General features: G+C 62.0%; 18 protein-coding genes. 6 read left to right on the top strand and 12 right to left on the bottom strand.

Annotated features, from left to right (window positions below):
- Position 1 precedes the first annotated feature (1 nt).
- Together ABUH87_RS04265 and ABUH87_RS04260 are read left to right on the top strand one after the other, a co-directional pair.
- A complete protein-coding gene (locus tag ABUH87_RS04265; RefSeq protein ID WP_367770042.1) occupies positions 2–1,330 on the top strand; it encodes an amidohydrolase family protein in 1,329 nt (442 codons plus the stop codon).
- A 271-nt stretch (positions 1,331–1,601) separates the two neighbouring features.
- Positions 1,602–4,109, top strand: coding sequence for a TonB-dependent receptor (locus ABUH87_RS04260; protein WP_367770039.1), 2,508 nt, complete (start codon positions 1,602–1,604; stop codon positions 4,107–4,109).
- A gap of 43 nt (positions 4,110–4,152) precedes the next feature.
- On the opposite strand, the gene ABUH87_RS04255 is transcribed toward ABUH87_RS04260, so the two are convergent.
- On the bottom strand, positions 4,153–4,848 hold the full coding sequence (locus ABUH87_RS04255; protein WP_367770036.1) for a fumarylacetoacetate hydrolase family protein: 696 nt from the start codon (positions 4,846–4,848) through the stop codon (positions 4,153–4,155).
- A 187-nt stretch (positions 4,849–5,035) separates the two neighbouring features.
- On the opposite strand from ABUH87_RS04255, the gene ABUH87_RS04250 reads away from it, so the two are divergent.
- Positions 5,036–5,554 (top strand): YqgE/AlgH family protein, encoded by a 519-nt coding sequence (locus ABUH87_RS04250; protein ID WP_419956665.1) that lies wholly within the window; start codon positions 5,036–5,038, stop codon positions 5,552–5,554.
- Between the two features lie 47 nt (positions 5,555–5,601).
- On the opposite strand, the gene ABUH87_RS04245 is transcribed toward ABUH87_RS04250, so the two are convergent.
- The 5 genes from ABUH87_RS04245 to ABUH87_RS04225 all read right to left on the bottom strand — a co-directional run bounded on the left by ABUH87_RS04245 (position 5,602) and on the right by ABUH87_RS04225 (position 9,905).
- Positions 5,602–5,910 carry a putative quinol monooxygenase gene (locus tag ABUH87_RS04245; protein WP_367770032.1) on the bottom strand — a complete coding sequence of 103 codons (309 nt, stop codon included), beginning with the start codon at positions 5,908–5,910 and terminating at the stop codon, positions 5,602–5,604.
- On the bottom strand, positions 5,894–6,859 hold the full coding sequence (locus ABUH87_RS04240) for a TauD/TfdA dioxygenase family protein (RefSeq protein WP_367770029.1): 966 nt from the start codon (positions 6,857–6,859) through the stop codon (positions 5,894–5,896). The genes ABUH87_RS04245 and ABUH87_RS04240 overlap by 17 nt, the downstream gene beginning before the upstream one ends.
- Before the next feature lie 22 nt (positions 6,860–6,881).
- A complete protein-coding gene (locus tag ABUH87_RS04235) occupies positions 6,882–7,772 on the bottom strand; it encodes an SDR family NAD(P)-dependent oxidoreductase (RefSeq protein WP_367770026.1) in 891 nt (296 codons plus the stop codon).
- 143 nt (positions 7,773–7,915) lie between these two features.
- Positions 7,916–8,992: an LLM class flavin-dependent oxidoreductase gene (locus ABUH87_RS04230; protein WP_367770020.1), complete on the bottom strand. Its 1,077-nt coding sequence runs from the start codon at positions 8,990–8,992 to the stop codon at positions 7,916–7,918.
- Positions 8,993–9,020: 28 nt separating this feature from the next.
- Positions 9,021–9,905 (bottom strand): TauD/TfdA dioxygenase family protein, encoded by an 885-nt coding sequence (locus ABUH87_RS04225; RefSeq protein ID WP_367770013.1) that lies wholly within the window; start codon positions 9,903–9,905, stop codon positions 9,021–9,023.
- Between the two features lie 204 nt (positions 9,906–10,109).
- Here ABUH87_RS04225 and ABUH87_RS04220 point away from each other — a divergent pair, with 204 nt between their 5' ends.
- Entirely contained in the window at positions 10,110–10,889 is a 780-nt protein-coding gene (locus ABUH87_RS04220) for a TetR/AcrR family transcriptional regulator (protein ID WP_367770011.1), read from the top strand.
- A 26-nt stretch (positions 10,890–10,915) separates the two neighbouring features.
- Here the strand turns inward: ABUH87_RS04220 and ABUH87_RS04215 are convergent, their stop codons facing one another.
- From ABUH87_RS04215 to ABUH87_RS04190, 6 genes are all read right to left on the bottom strand, one after another.
- Positions 10,916–12,067, bottom strand: a complete 1,152-nt coding sequence (locus ABUH87_RS04215; RefSeq protein ID WP_367770009.1) for an oxidoreductase — start codon at positions 12,065–12,067, stop codon at positions 10,916–10,918.
- Between the two features lie 49 nt (positions 12,068–12,116).
- Entirely contained in the window at positions 12,117–12,698 is a 582-nt protein-coding gene (locus ABUH87_RS04210; protein ID WP_367770006.1) for a nucleotidyltransferase family protein, read from the bottom strand.
- On the bottom strand, positions 12,695–13,696 hold the full coding sequence (locus tag ABUH87_RS04205; RefSeq protein WP_367770003.1) for an XdhC family protein: 1,002 nt from the start codon (positions 13,694–13,696) through the stop codon (positions 12,695–12,697). The genes ABUH87_RS04210 and ABUH87_RS04205 overlap by 4 nt, the downstream gene beginning before the upstream one ends.
- Before the next feature lie 71 nt (positions 13,697–13,767).
- Complete coding sequence (locus ABUH87_RS04200) at positions 13,768–14,358, bottom strand: TetR/AcrR family transcriptional regulator (RefSeq protein WP_367770000.1); 591 nt, start codon at positions 14,356–14,358, stop codon at positions 13,768–13,770.
- 59 nt (positions 14,359–14,417) lie between these two features.
- Entirely contained in the window at positions 14,418–15,122 is a 705-nt protein-coding gene (locus tag ABUH87_RS04195) for a murein L,D-transpeptidase catalytic domain-containing protein (protein WP_367769997.1), read from the bottom strand.
- Positions 15,123–15,221: 99 nt separating this feature from the next.
- Complete coding sequence (locus tag ABUH87_RS04190; protein WP_367769995.1) at positions 15,222–16,466, bottom strand: polyhydroxyalkanoate depolymerase; 1,245 nt, start codon at positions 16,464–16,466, stop codon at positions 15,222–15,224.
- A 175-nt stretch (positions 16,467–16,641) separates the two neighbouring features.
- Between ABUH87_RS04190 and ABUH87_RS04185 the strand changes: the two genes are divergently transcribed.
- Both ABUH87_RS04185 and ABUH87_RS04180 read left to right on the top strand, forming a co-directional pair.
- Positions 16,642–18,480, top strand: coding sequence for an ABC transporter transmembrane domain-containing protein (locus tag ABUH87_RS04185; RefSeq protein ID WP_367769992.1), 1,839 nt, complete (start codon positions 16,642–16,644; stop codon positions 18,478–18,480).
- A 134-nt stretch (positions 18,481–18,614) separates the two neighbouring features.
- Entirely contained in the window at positions 18,615–20,762 is a 2,148-nt protein-coding gene (locus tag ABUH87_RS04180; protein WP_367769986.1) for a M13 family metallopeptidase, read from the top strand.
- Positions 20,763–20,779 lie beyond the last annotated feature (17 nt).

Here is a 20,779-nt window from a genome sequence, read left to right as displayed (position 1 = left end):
GATGGAAATGAACGACATGGTGATCATCAGCACCGATGATCATATCTGCGAACCGCCCAACATGTTCGACAACCAGCTTTCCGGCGATCTGCTGGCCAGCGCCCCCAAGCTGAAAACCGATGAGGACGGCAACAATTACTGGTATTATCAGGGTCATGTTCGTGGGCTGATTGGCCTCAACGCCGTAGTCGGGCGTCCGTTCGAGGAATACGGCATGGAGCCAAGCTCCTTCAGCCAACTGCGCGAGGGCTGCTATGACGTTCACGCCCGGATCGACGACATGGACGTAAACGGAATCGCCGCCTCCATGTGCTTCGGCAACTCCATCGGCTTCGACGGGCAGACGTTCCACAAGGCACCCGACAAGAAGCTGGCCCTGCGCCACCTGCAGGCGTGGAACGACTGGCACTACGACGAATGGTGCATGGCCTACCCGGGGCGGTTTATCCCGATCATGATCCTGCCGACCTGGGACATGGATGCCACGGTTGCGGAGATCAACCGTTGCGCAAAGAAGGGCTTCCGCGTCCTCTCGATGAACGAGAACCCGACAGTGCAGGGGCTGCCCTCAATTCATAACGACTACTGGGATCCCATGTTCAAGGCCATCGCCGAGAACGACATGACCACGGCGCTGCACATCGGCTCGGGCAACCCGGCGCCGCATGCTTCGATGGAAACGCCGATTGAGGCTTGGATCTCCACGATGCCGCTCTCCGTCGCCCAAGGGCTGTCCGACTGGTTGCAGCTGGAGGAACTGCACAAATACCCGGACATGCGCATAGCCATCTCGGAAGGTTCGATCGGCTGGGTACCCTACTTCATGGAGCGCGCCGACTTCTCCAACTGGCGCCATGCCGCCTGGACCAACTCCCGGTTCAAGGACCTGAAGCCCAGCGAAATGGTCAAGCGTCACTTCCTCCACTGCTTCCTGTGGGACGAGTATGGCCTGAAGAACCTGGCCGAGATCGGCGAGGAGAACGTCGCTTACGAAGTCGACTACCCGCACTCGGACGCGCTGTGGCCCGATGCGCCGGAGCACCTCTACAAGCAGTGCCACATGCTCAGCGACGAGCAGATCGACAAGATCACGCACCGCAACGCCATCAAGTGGTTCCGGCACGACGCGCTGTTCGAGAACTTCAAGCGAGAGGAAGTGACAGTCGGAGCGTTGCGCGCGAAGGCAGCGGCCAAGGGCGTCGATACCAGCCCCAAGAGCTCCGGCGGATCGAAGCCGGTGGCTGATGATCGGCCGATCACGTCAGGCGACATCATGAATATGATGAAGTCTCACGCTGAAAAGAGGGCCAGAGAGATCGAAGCAGCCTAAAGAACTGTCGACCATCGACCCTCTTCTGCCTCGGTGAGGAGCCGCGGCGAGGAGGGTCGATTGGGATCAGCCACAGGTCAGCGGCCGAATAGCCACATCTAGATGGCAATAGATGAGGAGTGACACACAGCGGTTGATCGGGGGCTACCCCCCTAATACTGCCTCCATGAGAGCAGCCGAACGACAGAAGGTGCGTCGACACCTCGGCTGGTTGCTCAATGCCGGAGGGCGGAGCCTGTCCGGCATAGTCGACGTCGAGGAGGGACGAGGAATGAGGGTAACACAGACTTTGCTTCGTACGGTCGCGCCGCTTGCACTGTGTGCGACGTTCGTTCCCGCTGCGGCTCAGACGGCGGCCTCGCAAGAGATATCGGCGGAAGACCCGCGCATCCTCAGTGAGGGGGAGATCATCGTCACCGCACGCCGTCGCGCTGAGACGGCGCAGGAGACTCCTGTCCCCATCTCGGTTCTGAGCAGCGCCATGCTTGACCGCTACGCAGTCCGAAGCCTCAACAATATCGCATCGCTCACGCCGGGGCTGATAACCGGCGAGAGCTCCGGCTCGATCGGTGGTTCGATCTCGCTTCGCGGCGTCGGATCGGGCGAGAGCCAGCCGTTCATAGACCAGGTCGTTTCGCTCAACGTCGACGGCGTCCAAATCAGCAGCGCCCAATTGTTGCGGGCAGCGCAGCTCGATCTGAAGCAGATCGAGATACTGCGTGGACCGCAAGCGCTGTTCTTCGGAAAGAACAGCCCTGGAGGTGTCATATCCCTGACCTCGGAAGATCCGGGTGACCGCCTCGAGGTGATCGCGCGTGCGGGTAACGAGTTCAAGGCAAATGAGAAGTACGGCGAACTGATCGTTTCGGCGCCCTTGACGGACACCCTGGGCCTGCGCCTCGCCGGCCGCTACTCAGCCATGGACGGCTACATCAAGATCAAGAAGTTACCATCCGAGGCCTATCCCGCAGGCATTGATCCCTATGACCTTGATGCCTTTCCCAAACAGGATGAGACGTTCCTGCGCGGCACTCTGGCCTTCACGCCCACAGACCGATTCAGCTTCAAGCTCAAGGGCACGTACACGCGCACGTACATCGAAGGCAGCGCGTCGTACTTCACCGACGTGGTGCATTGTCCTTATGGCGTGCCGCAGGAAACGCCGGCTCTGAACAACTGCGAGAACGACGGTGTGATCTACACCTCCCTCTTACCGGCTGACTATCTGGGCATCAGCGAATTCAACCTGAACAATCGGCGGGGCGAGCGGTACAACAAGCAGGCCTTGATCGCGGCAACGGCCGAGTACGACCTGACGGACGAACTGACGCTGACGTCCGTCACCGGGTACTATTGGATCCGGGAAAGCCTGATGTCGAATGGCTCCTACCAGATCGTGCCGAACTACGCCTTTGCGGTGAAGTTCAACTCTGAGCAGTTCACCGAGGAGTTGCGCCTCGCCTCCAGCTTCGATTCACCCGTCAACTTCCTGGTCGGAGCGTTCTACGAGAACCGGAAGCTCTTCACGGGCACGCAGCTCGGTGTGCCGACGCTCTTGCTGAACTTGTACGGCATTGAGACGACCCGCCAGCGGCAAATCAGCTATTCGGGCTTCGGACAAGTGCTGTTCGACGTCACGCCCGAACTGCAGATCACCGCAGGCGGACGCTACACGCGCGAGATCAAGAAGCTGCGCGACTATCTCGTGTATAATCCCGCCAGTACATACCCGAACAACCCCGTGGATGTGACGCAACTGCCCACATATCCGGGAAGTCCCGATCCAAAGCTGACATTCAACAACTTCTCGCCCGAGATCACCGTCAAGTATGACGTGTCTCCCGAGTTGATGCTTTTCGCGTCATACAAGAAGGGCTTCAAGTCCGGCGGCTTTGATGCGGGCTATACGGCCGGTGCTATCCTCACGCCGCAGCGGCAAGCGCAGGGGCAGACGTTCAGGCCGGAGAAGGTCGAGGGCTTTGAGGCGGGCTTCAAGTCCGAACTGCTAGACCGGCAGCTCATCTTCAACCTGACCGGCTATTGGTACGACTATGGTGACCTGCAAGTGTCGGTGTTCGACACGCAGATCCACGCCTTTAGGACAGAGAACGCCGCGAAAGCGCGCGTCCGTGGCCTGGAACTCCAGACGGCATACAACCCGCGTAGCCTGCCCGGCTTCAACCTTCACGCCGCAGTCTCGCTGAACGATGCCAAGTTCCGGGATTACATCGGCGATTGTTATGCTGGGCAGACACGCGATCTTGGCTGCAACCTTGTTCTCAACGACGTCGGCAGTCCTTCGTCGCTGGCATTCAATCCGGCGACCGGGCAATTGGAGCCTCGCTACACGTCGCAGGACCTGTCGGGTGTTCGCCTGAGAAAGGCTCCCAAGTGGACCGCCAATGCTGGCGGCTACTATGAATTTGATGTCAGCGGCAGCTGGATGGCAAGCCTGTCAGCCGACGTCGCCTACTCCGACGGCTACATCACCAGCACGAATTACAATCCGGATAGCTATCAGGAAGCCTTCGCAAAGCTGGATGCCACCATGCGGATCTTCTCGGCCGACCGGCGCTGGGAACTGGCTCTGATCGGGCGAAATCTGACCAACAAGCGCAACCTGATCAATGCCAACGATCGCAACAGCACCGGCGGCGGCAAGGGAGGATTTGTCCAGTGTGCTACCCTGACGCAGACCAATTGCGATCGGCAGCCCGACATTACGGGTACACCGGCGTTGCCGCGAAGTGTCACTCTGCAGGCTACGTTCCGGTACTGAGCGGCGAAGGTTAAGCCCCCTCTGTGCAGAGAGGGGGCGGACGCTACTCGGGCTCGCTGATGTCCAACGTGATGGGCTCTAAGCCCTCGATGCTGCCCTCCAGCAGATCGCCCGGTGCGATCGGACCAACGCCAGCCGGCGTTCCGGTGTAGATGAGGTCACCCGGCGCCAGGTGGTACATGCGGGAGAGATCGGCGACGAGTTCGGCGACGCCCCAGATCATCTCAGAGAGATCGGCGTCCTGTCGAATCGTGCCGTTTTGTGCGAGGAAGATTCGCTGTGTGCCGGGAATTCCAAACGAAGCCGCGCGCGTAATAGGCCCGATCACCGCAGCGTTTTCGAAGTCTTTCCCGGTGTCCCACGGAAAGCCTCGTTCCTTCGCAGAATTTTGCAGATCCCGTCGCGTGAGGTCCAGTCCACAGGCATAGCCGAAAACCAGGTCCATGGCTTCGGCGCTGGTCACGCGAAAGCCGGCACTGCCCAGTGCCACAACGAATTCCATCTCATAATGGCAGTTCTTCGTTCCGGGCGGATACGGGATCGTGCCTCCGGCAGTACACAGCGCGGCGGGCGATTTGGTGAACCAGATCGGGGCTTCGCGCTCCGGAGCGAAGCCCATTTCGCGCGCGTGCGCTTCGTAGTTGCGGCCAACGCAGAATATGCGCCGGACCGGGAACTGCGTGTCCGCCCCAACGATGGGTACGACGGGGGCGGATGGCGGATCGAACAGCAAGGTCACGCGGCGGAAATCTCCATAACAGGCCATGGTGGCATAAGCTGGACGCTCTCTTGAGAAAAGCCTCCATTCCCCACGAGCCGAATGGTGATCGGCAAGAGACCGAAAGCCTTGCCCGGCGTGCGCGCGATAGCCTACATTCACTCGCGTGACCCAAGAACAATACCTGTCGGGAAGACTGCTTCTCGCCATGCCCGGCATGTTCGATCCTCGTTTCGAGCGATCGGTTAACGTGATGTGCGTGCATGACGAGAATGGCGCGCTCGGCATCGGCATCGGCCACGTTCGCGAAGGCGTGGGGTTTCGAGGGCTCCTGGAGGAAGTGGGGATCGACCCCGGCGATGCGCCGGACCGTGAGGTCCTGCATGGCGGCCCCGTCGAGCCGGGCCGCGGCTTTGTGCTGCATTCCACCGATTGGAGCGGTCAGGACACGATCACCGTGGACCCGCTCTGCGCCATGTCAGCCTCGTTGGACGTGTTGCGTGCGATCGCTGAGGGACGCGGCCCGAAGGACTGGGTGATTGCGCTGGGCTATGCAGGATGGGGAAGCGGGCAGCTCGAGAACGAGATGCGCCAACACGGCTGGTATGCCGCCTCCGGCCATCGTGAGGTCTTGTTCAATACGCCTGTGGACGGGCGATGGGCGGCAACCTGGCGTGCGGAGGGGATCGACCCATCGTTTCTTGCGAACACAACGGGAAGTGCGTGACCCGCTCTCGGGATTGAAGCGGACCTGCTCTCCACGCTGGCTGTCCCTTACGCGACAAAGTCGTGAAGCTTGATCTCCACGTCCGCGACCACCGGCTGAAGCTGAGCCAGCGACGCCTGTAAGCTCGCGCTTCCGATATGGCGTTCCATGGCTGCCCGGTCGGCGTATGCCTCGACGACGCGGTAAGTGCCTGCTTCTTCCCGGCATCGGCCCGCGTGATAGAAGAGAATGCCGGGGTTCGCCTCGCGTACCCTCGGCATGATCTCGGCGACCGCTGCTTCGTACTCGGCCTCCTGACCGGGCACGACGCGAACGGTCGCAATGACGAGGATCATCGGATCAGTACGTGCGCTCAAGGATCTTGTTGTCGCTCGATGCGCCGCCTTCGAAGTAGCCGAGGCCGTAATCACCCTTGATCGTGGTGCGTTGCATCCGGCGCCCATACTGGGGGTCGTGGCCGCTGACGGCATGCAGCACGCGCCAGTTGTCCCAGATCAGCATGTCCGTCGGTTTCCAGGCGTGCCAATAGGACAGGTCCTTTGCATTTTCGAACACCTCCCGGCTGACAGCGTCGAGCAGAGCGTTACCCTCCGGCGTCTCGTTGTTCTCGATGCCCTCGGCCATCCACGGCGAAACGTGGAGCACCTTCTCTCCGCTTTCGCGCGTCCAGACGGCCGGGTGAACTGCACGCGGAACGTCGCGCGCGGCCTCCATCACCGCGTCGGAATAGGGATTTTCAGATAGGCACTTGTAGCTCTCAGGCGCGCCAAAGTGAAAGTCCTTCATGATGACATTCATGCGGTAGAGAACGTTGGATCCTTCGATCTTCTCGCGCAGTTCGGGAGAGAGGGCTTCGTACAGTTCGATGCCGTCAACGAAGCCGGTCAGCCCACCCTCAGGCGGGATGTCGAGCGCGCGCAGCACGCCTGCGCGATTGAGTTCGTTGTTGTAGGCATGATCGAAGTGCCAGGGCAGCCATTGGGTGACCTCCTTTCCATCGATCTCGATCCGTCCCTCGGGGTACGGTTTGCAGGTCATGTCGATGACGCCTGGCATGGAATCCTGGTCCACCCGGGGCACTGCCTTGCTGGGGTGATCCTTCATCGGCCCGAAGATGTCCGAGAGAGCAACATGCATCCGCCCGGTAGGCTCGACATCCTCGAACACGATCATCCCGTGCCGTTCGAACAGCGCGTTTACCTGCGTGCGAATCTCAGGATCCTGCGTCTGTTCAAACGTGAGGCCGCGAAGCCTCACGCCGAAGTCGCGGCCTTCGGTCAATGGACGAACGTTCAGGTCACTCATCTCTGCATCCTCTTGGCATTTTCTAGCTTTCGAGCAGCATTGCGCCGTTCGGATTTGCCTTCGGCGTTCCATGGTCGCGGTGCCACTCGTCGGCGGCATCATAACACGCTTCGACGACGCCCGAATAGGTGCGCCGGAAATGCTCGCGCTGATCGGGGTGGTCGAAAACGAAGGCGCGGTTATGGCGCACGGCATCAAGCACCATCGGCGCAATCGCTTCGGGTGTGTAGAAGTCGTGAGAGTGAGCCACTGCAGACGCTTCGCTCACATGTACCATGCCGTCAGTCGGGCCGCCGAAGCGGGTAGGCCGATAGCGCGAATTGTTGGCCTTCATTCCCGTGGCCACGCCGCCCGGGCAATAGGAGGTCGTGTGGATGTTGTGCTCGGCCATTTCGAGCGACAGGTTCATCATCAGGCCGATGATGCCCGCCTTCGCAGCCGAATAAGGTGCATGCTCGGGAATCCAGCCTGGCAGCAGTCCCGCCATGGAGGCGGTGGCGCAGACATGGCCCTCACGTGCGGCAATCATGTCGGGCAGGAAGGCGCGCGTCGTGTTCATGACGCCGTGCAGGTTGACCTGGAGTATCCAGTCGACGTCCTCGTCCGACATATCCATCAGCGGGTCGAAGGAGGTTGCGCCAGCGTTGGCGAACAGGAGCTGTACCGGCCCATAGGCGGCGTGCACTGCGTCTTTCATCGCGGCAATCGCGGAGCGCTCACACACGTCGCATTCGACGGCGATTGCCTCGCCACCGGCGGCCCGGATGGCCTCCGCCACGTTCTCAGCATTGCCCAGCATGATGTCGGCCACGGCAACCCGTGCGCCCTCGCGAGCGAGAGCCTTGGCGAGGCCCATGCCGATGCCGCTGCCTCCGCCGGTGACGACCGCAGTGCGGCCTGATATCTCCGTCATCCTCTCCCTCCTCTTTCTCGTTAGTATGGTATCTGCAAGCGTCTGCCCCTCAAGGGCGCGCGGCGGCAGATGGTCCGGGCGGGGTGACTACATGTGCGGCGGTACCCCTCCCGTGGTGCCAAGCCTGCCCGGGACGCGGTTGCTCAGGCTGGTACCGGCTCCTCCGCCTTGAGCCGCGGCATCACCTTGTCTGCAAACAACTTCATCTGCTCGTAAACATCTTCGTACGGCATGCCGCCGAAGCTGAAGTTGGCGATAATCTCATAGTCGCCCACCATTGCCTTGCGCATGAGGTGCTTTTCGTAGAGCTCGTCCGGCGTACCGATCAGATTACCGTCGACATAGTCCTTGTACGCTTTGTCCGGTCCCCCGCGTGCCGCCGCCATATCACCCATATAGGCGTAAGTGGCGTAGCTCGGCAGGTCCTTGAAATGCGGGCTCATGAACTCGTAATGGTTCGCAACCTGCCGGAATTGCGCGGCGAAGTACTTATCGGTGTAGTCGGTCACCTTCGCACGGTCGGCGAAGCAGACCATGAAGTCCGAGATGATGAAGGGCGGTGCTTGCTTCCCGTGCTTTTCGCGGAAGGTGTTGCGGTACTTGTCGATCTCCGGCAGCGTCTTCGACCAGTCTCCCTGGCTGAAGCGCAGGGCCTTCAGTCCATAGTCTGCTGCAACTTCGCAGGAGGACGGTGACATCGAAACCATGACGCACCGGTCGCGGCTCCAGCCCTGAGGGCGAGGTCGGATTTCAGCGCGCGGCTGCTTGTACCATTTGGTGTCTGCCTCGACGTAGCCGCTCTCAAGGCCGTCCATGATGATGAGCGCGGCCTCGTCGAACATTTCGCGCGAGTCGTGCAGCGTGACGCCAAACTTGTCGAACTCGCGCCGCGCCGCGCCGCGACCCATTCCCAAGTGCAGACGGCCTTCACACAAGGCGTCAAGCATCGCCGTCTTCTCGACCACCCGCAGCGGATCGTTCCATGGCAGGATGACAGCGGCGGGCATCAGCTTGATCGTCTTGGTCTTGGCGGCGACGTAGCTCAGGGCCTGGAGGGGATCGGGGCAGGCGGCATAATCGGTGAAGTGGTGCTCCACCATGGCTGCGAAGTCGAAACCCATGGCTTCGGCCTCGATGGCCAGTTGGGTTTCCTTGCGGAAGAACTCGTAATCGGGAAGGCCGTGAAGGTTCTGGAATCCGAGATGAACGCCGACTTGCATGGGTCACTCTCCTTATCGAATGCGGATGTCAGGCGCTCTCGGCCAGTTCCCGGGCAGGTGCGGTAATCGGCTCCTCGCCGTTCAATGTGCAGCGATGAAACTCGCGCTTGCTGCCCTCTTCGAAGGGCATGGCGCGATGCATGACGCCGGTGTTGTCCCAGATCGCCAGATCGCCTTCCTGCCACTTGTGGCGGTAGGTGTATTTGTCCTGGACGGTATGGAGCATCAGGCGCTGGAGCAGATCGTGGCTTTCGGCCGGATGCATGCCTTCGACGTATGCTGCCGAGGTGCTGAGCACGAGCGACTTGCGTCCCGATTTATGCTGCCAGACCAGCGGGTGGGAGCGCTGCGGATAGCTGGACCAGATAGCAAACTCTTCCGGTGTGCAATCGCGCTTCGCCGGGAACAAGGCGGCTTGCATGGTATGGACCACCCGCAAGGTATCCAAGAAGGCCTGCTCTTCCGCTGGCAGGTCCTCGTACGCGGCGTATGTGCTTGCGAACATCGTGTCGCCGCCCTGCATGGAAAGATGGTGGGGCGTGAATAGCGTCGCAAACGGCGGCACGGCCTCGTAAGTGCCGTCCATGTGCCATAGCAGGTTTCCGAAGAGGAAGCGCGCGTAGTCGGGGTTCACCTTCGGATCGAGGCTTACCTTGAGGACGCCTTCATCGCCTTCCTTCAGGACCTTGCCATCGGCGCCTCTCTTCGCGGTTCCCACCCGCAGGTCGCCCAGCGTGCGCGCCGCAGTCCGCAGTTCCTCATCATCAAGATGAAGCCCGCGGATTACAACAGCGCCGCGTTCGACCAGCAGGTCTCGGATGGCGTGCGCATGATTTCCGCTCAGAAGATCTGCCTTCGCGATCTTCAGTTCCGACCCGATTCGTGGAGTGAGCGGTGCCGTATTCAAAGTCATCCTCACATTCTCCGTTTTTCTAGGTGAGCGATGCGAAGTGTGTCGTCTTTTGCGATAGTCACCTTTGTCGTTTCATTACCATTCGGCACTGGTCTTGTCACGTGCGAAATGAAGGATGAATGAAACCTGATGCGTTTCAAACGGGTTGCTCCATCTCTGCTCGTCGGCTAGGCGGGCAGGGTGACGGTACGAGTAGGGGGACAGATGCGTTCGTCTGAGAGGCGACGGGCTGCTGGCGCGCAGGACGCCCAGGGATCGGTTGCACGGCGACCCGGCAGGCCATCGCTCAGCAATGAAGAACTTCTCGACAAGGCTCTCGACCTGTTTCTCGAAAAGGGATTCGAGGGCACCAGCATCGACGCTATCACGGCGGCGGCTGGGATGGCTAAGCGCACCGTCTACGCGCGTTACGGCGACAAGACGCGGCTGTTCAAGGCTGCGCTCTCGCGCGCAATCGACGAGTGGATCGTTCCGGTCGAGCGGCTCCGGGCTCTGGAGCAGGAGGATTTCGAGCAGACTCTCGTGCTGATCGGAGACACGCTGGTCGCAAACGTCTTGAGTCCCGCCGGTTTGCGCCTGCTGCGCCTGACGAATGCGGAGTCGGTGCGTACACCGGAGATCAGCGCGGAGAATGTTCGCTCCGGCACGGCGCCAACTCTGGACTATCTCGCAGGCCTGCTGGAGCGACGGCTGCAACTGCCGGCGCCGCATGCGCAAGAGGCGGCGCAAGCGTTCCTGAATTTGATCGTTGCCGGCCCTGCGAACAGTGCAGCCTGGGGGCAGGTGCTGGATCCGGGATCGGTCGAACGTCAGACTCGCTTCGGCGTGCGCCTGTTTTTGCATGGCATTGCGGCGCCGCAAGAGGCGCCACCTAACGAACAGCTAAGTCGGCTCGTAACCGATGCTTGCGCGCATCTCGATGAGGCGCGCAAGCATCTGAGGGCTGTCGAGCAATCGATAGGGAGCAAGGGGCCGTCGCGATGAGACGCGACAATTTGGCCGCTTCACCTTCAATCCGTTACATGTGCTATCAGCGCCTCGTCGAGCGCCTTGGGTGTGAAGGGCTTTAACCGGTCAAGCCTTCCCGCCTGGACCAGCTTCGGCCAATCTGGCTCCGCGATCATTGCTCTCCCGACCGCGACGAGATCGAAGTCGCCCCGGTCGAAACGCCGCATCAGTTCGTCGAGGTTGCGCAAGTCGAGTTCAGAGGCTCTGCCCTCGCCGAGGCTGACGAAAAAGTCGCTATCCAGTCCGATCGATCCGATCGTGCAGGTTGGCACGCCTGTGACCTTCTTCGTCCACGCCGCGAGGTTATAGTCCGTGCCATCATCGAAAGTGGGCTCCCAGAAGCGCCGCTGGGAACAGTCGAACAAGTCGACACCGGCTTCGACGAGGGGTGCTAGCAGTTCCTCCAGCTCCTGCGGCGTTTCCGTCAGCCGAGCGTTGTAGTCGACCATCTTCCACTGCGAGATCCGCATGATCAGCGGCATGCCGGGCGCCATCTCCGCACGGCATGCGCGGATCACCTCCGCAGCGAACTGCCCGCGGGCCCGAGGGGATCCGCCGTATCTGTCGGTCCGACGGTTGAGCGCCTTCCAGAGGAATTGGTCGATGATGTAGCCGTGCGCGCCATGCAGTTCGACTCCATCGAAGCCGAGTTCCACTGCCTTGCGCGCGCCACGGGCATAGGCGGCGATGACCTCATCGATCTGCGCTTGGGTCATCTCTTCGCAGACCTTGTTCTGAGGGTCGATGTACCCTGACGGACTGACTTGCCCCAGCTCCGGACGGTAAGCGAGCGGCCCCCCGGTGAGCACGTCCGGCCCTCTGTAGATCAGGCCGACGTGCCAGAGTTCGGGCACGCAGATGCCCCCTGCCGCATGAACTTTCGCAGCGACGTTCTTCCAGGCTGCGAACGCATCCTCACCGTGGAAGCGGCCTAGCAGCGGGTTATCTCCGGAAGAGGGGTGATCGATGTAGACGCCCTCGGTCATGACGAGGCTGGCGCCGCCCGCCGCGCGCCGCGCGTAATACTCGGCCGCCTCGTCGCCGGGAATGCCGCCCTCGCAGACCTGCAATCCCATCGGCGGGAAGACGATCCGGTTGGGCAAGGTGAATTTGCCGAGCTGGAACGGGGTGAACAGCGGGCCGAAATCCGTCATCAATGCGCTCTCCGGTCGGGCCGCCGGTCCCTGGCGCACGGCCTCTTTTCTATTCTTCTTCTTCCCGCCCGCGTCTCGCCAGCCACCCGAGATCCTCGGGGCGGTCTACATCCAGATGAATAAGCGGATTTGGACAGTCGTCAAACAGCACATCGCTGCGAGCGCGCAGCAGCTTGGCGGCCCCAGCATCGCCCGTCAGTGTGAGGACATCGGCAAAGGCGCGGCAGGACAACAGAACGGGGTGACCTGGGGTGCCGTGGTAGCGGGGAAGGGCGGCATAGTGATCTCCGATCTTCTCGGCGAGCCGTTGTGCGGCATTGTGCGGCACCAGAGGCATGTCTCCGAGGAAGACGAAGAGGCCGTCGACCTCGCCGCTTGCAGACAATCCGGCACGGAGGGAGATGGAGAGGCCGTCACTGGTCATGCGCACGACCTCGGTACAAGGCTCTCCCGCCCACACACCGATGTTCAGCGCAGGGTGCGCGACGATGACAACCTTCTCGACCGGTGCGGCGCGGGCGGCGCGAATGGCATGGAAGACCAGGGGTTCGCCATGGAACGGCGCCGAAAGTTTGTCGCTGCCGAAGCGGGTCGCCGAACCGGCCGCGAGTACGACTGCGGCCAGTTTCAAGCGCGTTCCTGCGCCGGGTTCAGAGCTTGCATCACCTCGGCCAGTATTCCGGTGGCGACCTCCCAAGGCGCTTTGCCCAGTCCGGCGATGCCGGGTGAGAGGCGTAACCGGGCGAGCTCTTCCTGTGTGGCTCCTGCATCGCGCAGTGCGGCCAGACGGCCCGGCGCGCGAGATTTGGCGCCAATCATCGCCACGTATCCAGCTCCGCCCCGAAGCGCGGACAAGCATCCGCCGAGGTCATGCTCATCCTCGTGAGTTGCGCCCACATAGGCGGTCCAGCGATCAAGGCCCAGGTGATCAAGCGCCTCGCTCACCGGAACCCGCACGTACTGAGCGACAGGGAACGGGGGGGCGTCTTCAGGACCGTGAGGCCGAACCAGGATCGCCTCGAATCCGGTCAGCGTTCCCAGCCGTGCCAGTGCCAGAGCGCCGGGATCGCCGCCTGAGACGATCAGGCGGCGCGGCGGGTCGAAGCGGCGAGCCACGGCAAAAGGCTCGTCCGAGAAGGAGAGCAGAGGTGCTACCCCTTCAACAATCTGTTGCATGGTGCCGTCGCTGCGCCAGACGCAGACTTGCCTGTGTTGCGCCATGGCAAGCAAGTGCGAGGCAGACGCGCTGTCAGGTGCAATCCGCTCCACCAATATATGCAGAGCCCCTCCGCACCGCAGTCGGATGTCGATCCAGGGGCTGCCCATGCCATAGTGCAGGCGTTGCGGCTGCCCATCGGCAAGGACCTGGCGGGCGTGGCCCGCGACGTCGCCCTCTATGCAATCACCGGAAAAGTAGCCGGTCGCTTCGTTGCCGACGAAGAGCATTTGCGCACCCGGTCCCCGCGGTGCGCTGCCCTCTACCTTGTAGAGCGTTGCAAGCGCGGCTGCCTGACCCTGCGCAATGGCCCGAGCAAGCGCCGGCCGCACGTCGTCACTCCAGCCGAAGGTAGGCCAGTCAGCGCCAGCAAGAAGGTCATCATCCGCCTGAGTATCGGTGTCGCGCCGCATCCGCTACGATATAGGCCGGATCACAGAATCTAGCCACTCCTGCTCATCAGGTTGCGCGATCCAATGGCTCTTCAAAGCTCAGTCTTCACGTCGCCGACCAATGGGGCGATGACGAGGCGGTGCACGATCCCGGCAAACTCCTCATCCGAGTAGTCAGTGCCGACGGTAAGCCACCATGCGAGAGCGTCGATCATGGAGCCTGTGCCATGAACGACCCCCAAGTCGGCGGGGAGCCAACCGTCAGGTCGCTGCAAATCGCCGGGGAGTTCACGGGCCTGTCGGATGAACTCGCCGCGCACGATCCCCGCTGCTCCTCCCGCGAGAAGCGCCGACCAGAGCTTTCCATGCGCTCCTACATACCGGCAAAGTGCGAGCGTGGACTCGTAGCTGTTAGCCTGCCGCAGGATCGGCAGTGTCATCGCCAGGAGACCGGCGATTTCCTCTGAGGCGACGTCGCCCAGGAGCGCTTCCTTCGTCTCGTAATGACGAAAGAACGTCGCGTATCCCGTGCCGGCCCGGGCACTGATTTCGCGAATGGTGATCTGGTCGAACGGCTTCTCCTCAAGAAGCGCCAACAGTGCTTCGTTGAGGGCCTTGCGCGAGCGTACCTGGCGCGCGTCGGTAGGTTCGGCCCGCTTGGCTCCGCTCAGTGTGGCTTCCATCAGGCGTGCCTAACATCAGCGCGCAACGGTGTCGATTCCATCCGGCCCTCCGGCGCAGGCTAGGTGATGCGGTCTGCGAAAAGCAGGCGTCCGCCGGACAGGTGCCACAGCGCTTCCTTGAAGTCGGGCTGGCTCATGGCGAAACAGCCCTCGCTTCGGCCGATCTTGCCCCACTTGTCGATCATCCCACGGTCTACATACCAGGCGGAGTGCATGACGATCGCGCGCTGCAAGGCGGTTGCGTTATCCGGATCGAGCCCGACGAGACGGATCGAAGTGCCGTACTTGCCGGTGTACCACTCGCAGGTGAGATAGGCGCCACGCGATGTCGCTTCCGAGCCGGGCAGATCGGAGAAGTTCTGTAGCCAACCGCTATGCTCCCGATCGGAGCCTTTGCCATGTGCGAGCAGGAAAGATCGCACCGTACCGTTTTCCAGATTCGCGAAGTGCAATCGGGGTTCCCACGATGGGCGCGAAAAATCCGCGATGCCGACCAGATCGGTACGCCAAAGCTTGGCTCCGACGCGCTCTGCCTGTGCCTTGGCAGTTGCCAGGATGCGGCGGTCGTACTCAGGTGTGCCAACGGGCGAGGACGGGCCCGACGCCAGCGAACCCGTACGTGAAGTCAGAGCATCCGTCGGACTGCCGGGTTGTGTACTGCCGGATTGCGCTTGTGCCGAAAGGGCCCAGCCGGACGCGGTAAGTCCCGCGCCCAGGCTCAAAGCACCCTTCAGAATGTCTCGCCTTCCCAGAATTTCTGTCATGGCCACAAGCTAGCGGATTATCCGCGCTTTTCCAGCCTGAGCCGAACCCCTCTCACCATCGACTCTGCTAGCCCGTGGTCAGCGATGAGCCTGATGCGATCAGGAGTGGGCCCCCAGAGGCGCCGTCCGGTGCGTCTCGATCCACTCTTCCAGAACAGGAGCGATGCGGTTGCGCCACTTGCTGCCATTGAAGATGCCGTAGTGACCGACATCCTGCGCCAGATAGTACTTCTTGCGCGCCTCAGGCAGTCCGGTGGCGAGGTGAAGTGCCGCTCGCGTCTGTCCGATTCCCGAAATATCGTCCTTTTCACCCTCGATGGCCAGCAGCGCCGTGTCGTTGATGGCGGTAAGGTCGATCCGCTTGCCGCGGTGAACGAATTCACCCTTCGGCAACGAGTGCTTCTGGAAAACGTGCTCCACTGTCTGAAGGTAGAACTCCGCAGTGAGGTCGCAGACCGAACGGTATTCGTCGTAGAAGGCCTTGCTCGCGGCGGCGCTTTCTCCGTCGCCCGCGACGAGGTGCTTGAACATGGCCCAGTGGCTCATCAGGTGGCTGCCCAGGTTCATGGACAGGAACCCCGCGAGTTGCAGGAACCCGGGATAGACCCGTCGACCGGTGCCAGGGTACGATAGCGGAACTGTGGCGATGACGTTGTTCTCGAACCAGGCGAGGGGCTGCTGCATCGCCACATCGTTGACGCTGGTCGGAGCCTCGCGCGTGTCGATCGGCCCACCCATCATGGTGAGCGTCGCGGGTCGGCAGGCATGGTCGTCTGCCGACATGACCGCCGTCGCGGCGAGCGCGGGAACGGACGGCTGACAGACGGCGAGCACATGGGTGCCGGGTCCGATGTGCTCCAGGAAGCCGATCAGGTAATCGATATAGTCGTCCAGATCGAAGCTGCCCGCTTCCACCGGCACCATCTTCGCATCGGCCCAGTCCGTCACGTATACGCGGCTGGACTCCACCATGCGAGCGACGGTGCCGCGCAGGAGGGTAGCGTAGTGTCCGCTCATAGGCGCAACGATCAGCAGGTTCGGCGCATTCTCGGGCAAGCCCTCGTGCTCGAAACGCAGCAAGTTGCCGAACGGGCGATGCAGCACGATCGACTCCGTGACGCCCCACGTGCTTTCGTCGACAGTGACTTCCTGGATGTCGAACGTCGGTTTGCCGCGGGGTGTTGCTGCATGTGCGAACACATCGAGTGCCGAAGCCACGACAGGTCCGAAGCCGAAATAGCCCACCGGAAGTGCCGGATTGGAAAGCACCTCGGCCCCTATAGACGCCCAAGCTGCCGCCCCGCTTAGCATGGTGCGTTGAAGTTCGTAGGCATTATAAAGCACGTTCGAAATCTCCTTGGCCGGATTTCCGGCCACACAGGAACATAATGTGGGACGGGTTTAGATTTTGTGCAATGCGGCATATGCGAGATGCCGCGCAGAGTGCCCGTAAGGCAGGCAGATGTCGGGTGTATCCGGGGCTTTCCCTTGCTCACTCGAGCCTGTAAGGCGCCTGCTCATGAGAGCTGCCGCGGGCAAGACCGCGCCCGCAGAGGGCGAAACAACAGGTGTGGCCACAACCGGCGAGCCGCGCCGACGCAGCCTGTCTCCGCTATCGATGGTGTGGCGACAGCTATTACAGTACCCTGGCCGCCTGGCCGCTGCGGGCGTTGCGCTGGTCGTAACAGCCACCGCGACTCTGGCGATACCTGCTGGCTTTCGCCTCGTGATCGACCGCGGCTTTTCAGAAGGCGGTGGGGCGGACGACATCGGGCGGTGGTTTCAGTATCTGCTGATGATCGTGGTGGTGCTGGCAGTCGGCACGGCCGTGCGCTTCTACAGCGTCTCATGGCTTGCGGAGCGAGTAGTGGCTGATCTGCGATTGGCCGTGCAGTCCAACCTCCTGCGCCTGTCGCCCAGCTTTTTCGAGGAGAACAGCCCCAAGGAGATATCCTCCCGGCTCACTTCGGACACCGCCATTGTGGAGCAGGTGGTGGGCTCCACGGTTTCGGTGGCGCTCCGCAACGTGATCATGGCGTTCGGAGGCGTGATCTACCTCTTTGCGCTGGCGCCTCAGCTGACGCTGGGCCTGATCGTCGCCATACCTGTGGTTATCTTGCCGATTGCCTTTTTCGGGCGGCGTTTGCGCGCGGTGTCCCGCGTCAGCCAGGATCGCGTGGCAGACATCGGCGCTCTGGTATCCGAGGTCCTCGGCGCCCTTCGCGTCGTTCAGGCCTTCAACCAGGAAGGGCGCGAAACCCGGCGCTTTGGCGTGGCAGTGGAGAGGACTTTCGACACAGCCAAGCGGCGCATCATGATCCGGGCCATCATGACCGCGGTCATCATGTTTCTCATCTTCGGCTCGATTACGCTGCTGATGTGGCGGGGGGCGATCGATGTTGCCAACGGAACCATTACAGGCGGCACGATCGCCGCTTTCGTGGTGACTGGCGGCATCGTGGCGGGCGCATTCGGGTCGCTGACCGAGGTCTACGGCGATCTCGTTCGTGGCGCCGGCGCGGCGAGCCGGCTCGCGGAGTTGCTGCAAGAGCAACCCGTCATCGCGCCACCGCCGCGTCCCCAGGTGCTGCCGCATCCTCCGCGGGGGCAACTGGCGTTCGAGCGCGTGACGTTCCGCTATCCAACCCGCCCACAGCAGGCATCGATTCGCGAGTTTTCGCTCGTGGTAGAGCCGGGTGAGACGGTCGCCATTGTGGGGCCTTCGGGTGCGGGCAAATCGACCTTGTTCCTGTTGGCGGAGAGATTCTACGATCCTCAGAGCGGCACCATCAAGATCGACGGAGTGCCTCTGACCTCCGCAGACCCTGCTGATATTCGCCGGCGCATGGCGCTTGTGCCTCAGGAAGGCGTTCTCTTTGCAGCGAGCGCGCGCGATAACCTGCGGTACGGTGAGTGGGACGCCAGCGATGAGGCGATCTGGGACGCAGCAAGGATGGCGAATGCGGAAGCGTTCCTGCGCGACTTGCCTGACGGTCTCGACACCTTTCTTGGCGAGAGTGGCGCACGCTTGTCTGGCGGTCAGCGACAGCGCATTGCGATTGCGCGTGCCATCCTGCGCGATGCGCCCATCCTGCTCCTCGACGAAGCTACCAGCGCTCTCGACGCGGAGAGCGAAAGGCTGGTTCAGGACGCGCTTGAGCGGCTGATGGAGAACCGCACCACGCTGGTCATTGCCCACCGCCTCGCCACCGTGCGCAAGGCCGACCGCATCATCGTGATGGATGAAGGTCGCATCGTCGAGGAGGGCTCTCACGAGCAGCTTAGCCAAGCTGGCGGCCTCTATGCGCGCCTCGCGGCGCTGCAGTTCGACGCGCCGCAGGTGTCCACCATCTCCTGATCTCTTCGCGCCTCAGGCAACGCATGCGGGGGACTGGATTGTGGCGTTATTGCGCCTAAGTGAAGGGTATTGACGCCCAAGCGTGTGGCGTGACTTCGATTTTTCCGCTTCCGCCGAAAAGAAGGACCTTGGTCTTGGCTATTCGTTTTCAATCACTCCTGGCGGCCGTCTCGCTTTCCGCGCTTGCCCTCACCGCAGCGCCGCTCTCCGCGCAGCAGACGCCGTCCTCTCAAGAGGCCGCTAAGAACACCGCGACTGCCGAAGGCGACTGGGGCGCCTTCGGCGTTCAGACCCGCTACGTCGATCCGAGCGTCAAGCCGGGGGATGACTTCAACCAGTACGTCAATGGCAAGTGGCTGGCAGAGGCAGAAATTCCTGCCGACAAGGCGCGCTATGGCTCCTTCATCATCCTCGACGATCTCTCGATCGAAAGGACTCGCGGGATCCTTGATGAACTGAGCGCGAAGCGGGCGACTGCCGGACATGACGAAGCGCGGCTCGCTGACGCCTACAAGGCCTTCACCAACGTCGAGGCGATCAACGCCAAGGGCCTTGCACCGCTTCAGCCGCACCTCGCGAAGATCTACGCGGCCGACACGCCTACCAAGCTGATGTCGCTCTTCGCGCAGCCCGGCTACGCCTCGCCTTTAAGCGTCGAGGTGGATGCCGATTCAAAGCAGAGCGAGATCTACGCGCTCTACTTGAAGCAGGGCGGACTGGGCCTTCCCGACCGGGACTACTATCTGAAGCAGGACGATCAATCCAAGGCGATCCGCGCCAAGTACCTCGATTACCTGACTTTCGTCCTCGGCAAGCTGAACTATGCCGACCCTGCGGCTGCGGCGCAGTCGGTCATGGCACTCGAAACCCGAATGGCGCAGGCGAAGTGGGACCGGGCCGCCCAGCGTAATCGCGACCTCACGTATAACAAACTATCCCTTCAGGAAGCCGAGGCGCTGGCCCAGCCCGGCGAAATGAGGGCTTTCTTGCAGTCGCTCGGTGTCTCTCCCGATTACGTGATCGGCTATCAGATTCCTCCGACGGCGGACGAGCTGAAGGAAGCGGGCATCAGTCCCGCAGAGGCGCCCGCGCTGTTCGGCGGCGGTTTGCCCGCGACTCTGAAGCTCGTGGATCAGGTTCCGGTCGCTACGTGGCAGGCCTGGCTCGCGGCGCGCTTCGTCATGGGTCACGCTTCGTACCTGCCAACCGAGATCGACGAGGCAAGTTTTGCCTTCTACGGCAAGGTTCTAAGCGGGCAGCCGGAGCAGCGTCCGCGCTGGAAGCGCGGCATCTCGGCTGTGGAAGACCAGCTGGGTGAACTCCTCGGCAAGATCTATGCGGCCCGGTACTATCCCCCGCAGGAGAAGGCGGCGATGGAGGATCTCGTCGCAAACTTGCGCAAGGCGATGGCGGCCAATCTGCAGGACCTCTCCTGGATGGGAGCGGACACCCGAAAGGAGGCGCAGGCCAAGCTCGACTCGTTCGTGACGAAGATCGGCGCGCCCGAGGAGTACAAGACCTATGAGGGGCTTGAGGTCTCTGCGAACGACGCTCTGGGCAATGCCCTGGCTGCCGCGGCTTGGCAGCAGCAGGACCAGATGCGCCGCATCGGCAAGCCGGTGGACCGAAGCGAGTGGTTCATGCTGCCACAGACGGTCAACGCCTACTACAATCCGCCTATGAACGAGATCGTGTTCCCGGCTGCGATCCTTCAGCCGCCATTCTTCAATCTCTCCGCCGACCCGGCTGTGAATTATGGCGCTATCGGAGCGGTAATCGGCCACGAAATGGGTCACGGCTTCGACGATCAGGGTGCGAAGTCCGACGGCGAAGGTAACTTGCGCGACTGGTGGACGCCTCAGGACAAGGCCAACTTCCAGAAGCTGCAGGACAAGCTGGCCGCCCAGTACGACAGCTTCTGCCCGTTCGACGAGGGGAAGACCTGCGTCAACGGTCGCCTCACCATGGGTGAAAACATCGGCGACGTCGGGGGCCTTAGCCTCGCTTATCGCGCGTACAAGCTGTCGCTCAACGGCAAGGAAGCACCGGTCATCGATGGCATGACGGGCGATCAGCGCTTCTTCATGGCCTGGGCGCAAGTCTGGCGTCAGAAGATCCGCGATCAGCAGGCGCGGCAGTATCTCATCACCGATCCGCACTCACCGAACGATGTGCGCGTGAACGGGGTCGTGCGCAATTTCGACGAGTGGTACCGCGCGTTTGATGTGAAGCCGGACGACGCGCTCTATCTCGCTCCCGCCGAACGTGTCCGCATCTGGTAAGGCGTAGCAGCGTGGCC

It is taken from the genome of Novosphingobium rhizovicinum, assembly GCF_040813635.1.
Classification (GTDB): domain Bacteria; phylum Pseudomonadota; class Alphaproteobacteria; order Sphingomonadales; family Sphingomonadaceae; genus Novosphingobium; species Novosphingobium rhizovicinum.
Note: the sequence above shows the minus strand (reverse complement) of the source record. Positions and strands in the feature narration are given on the sequence as shown.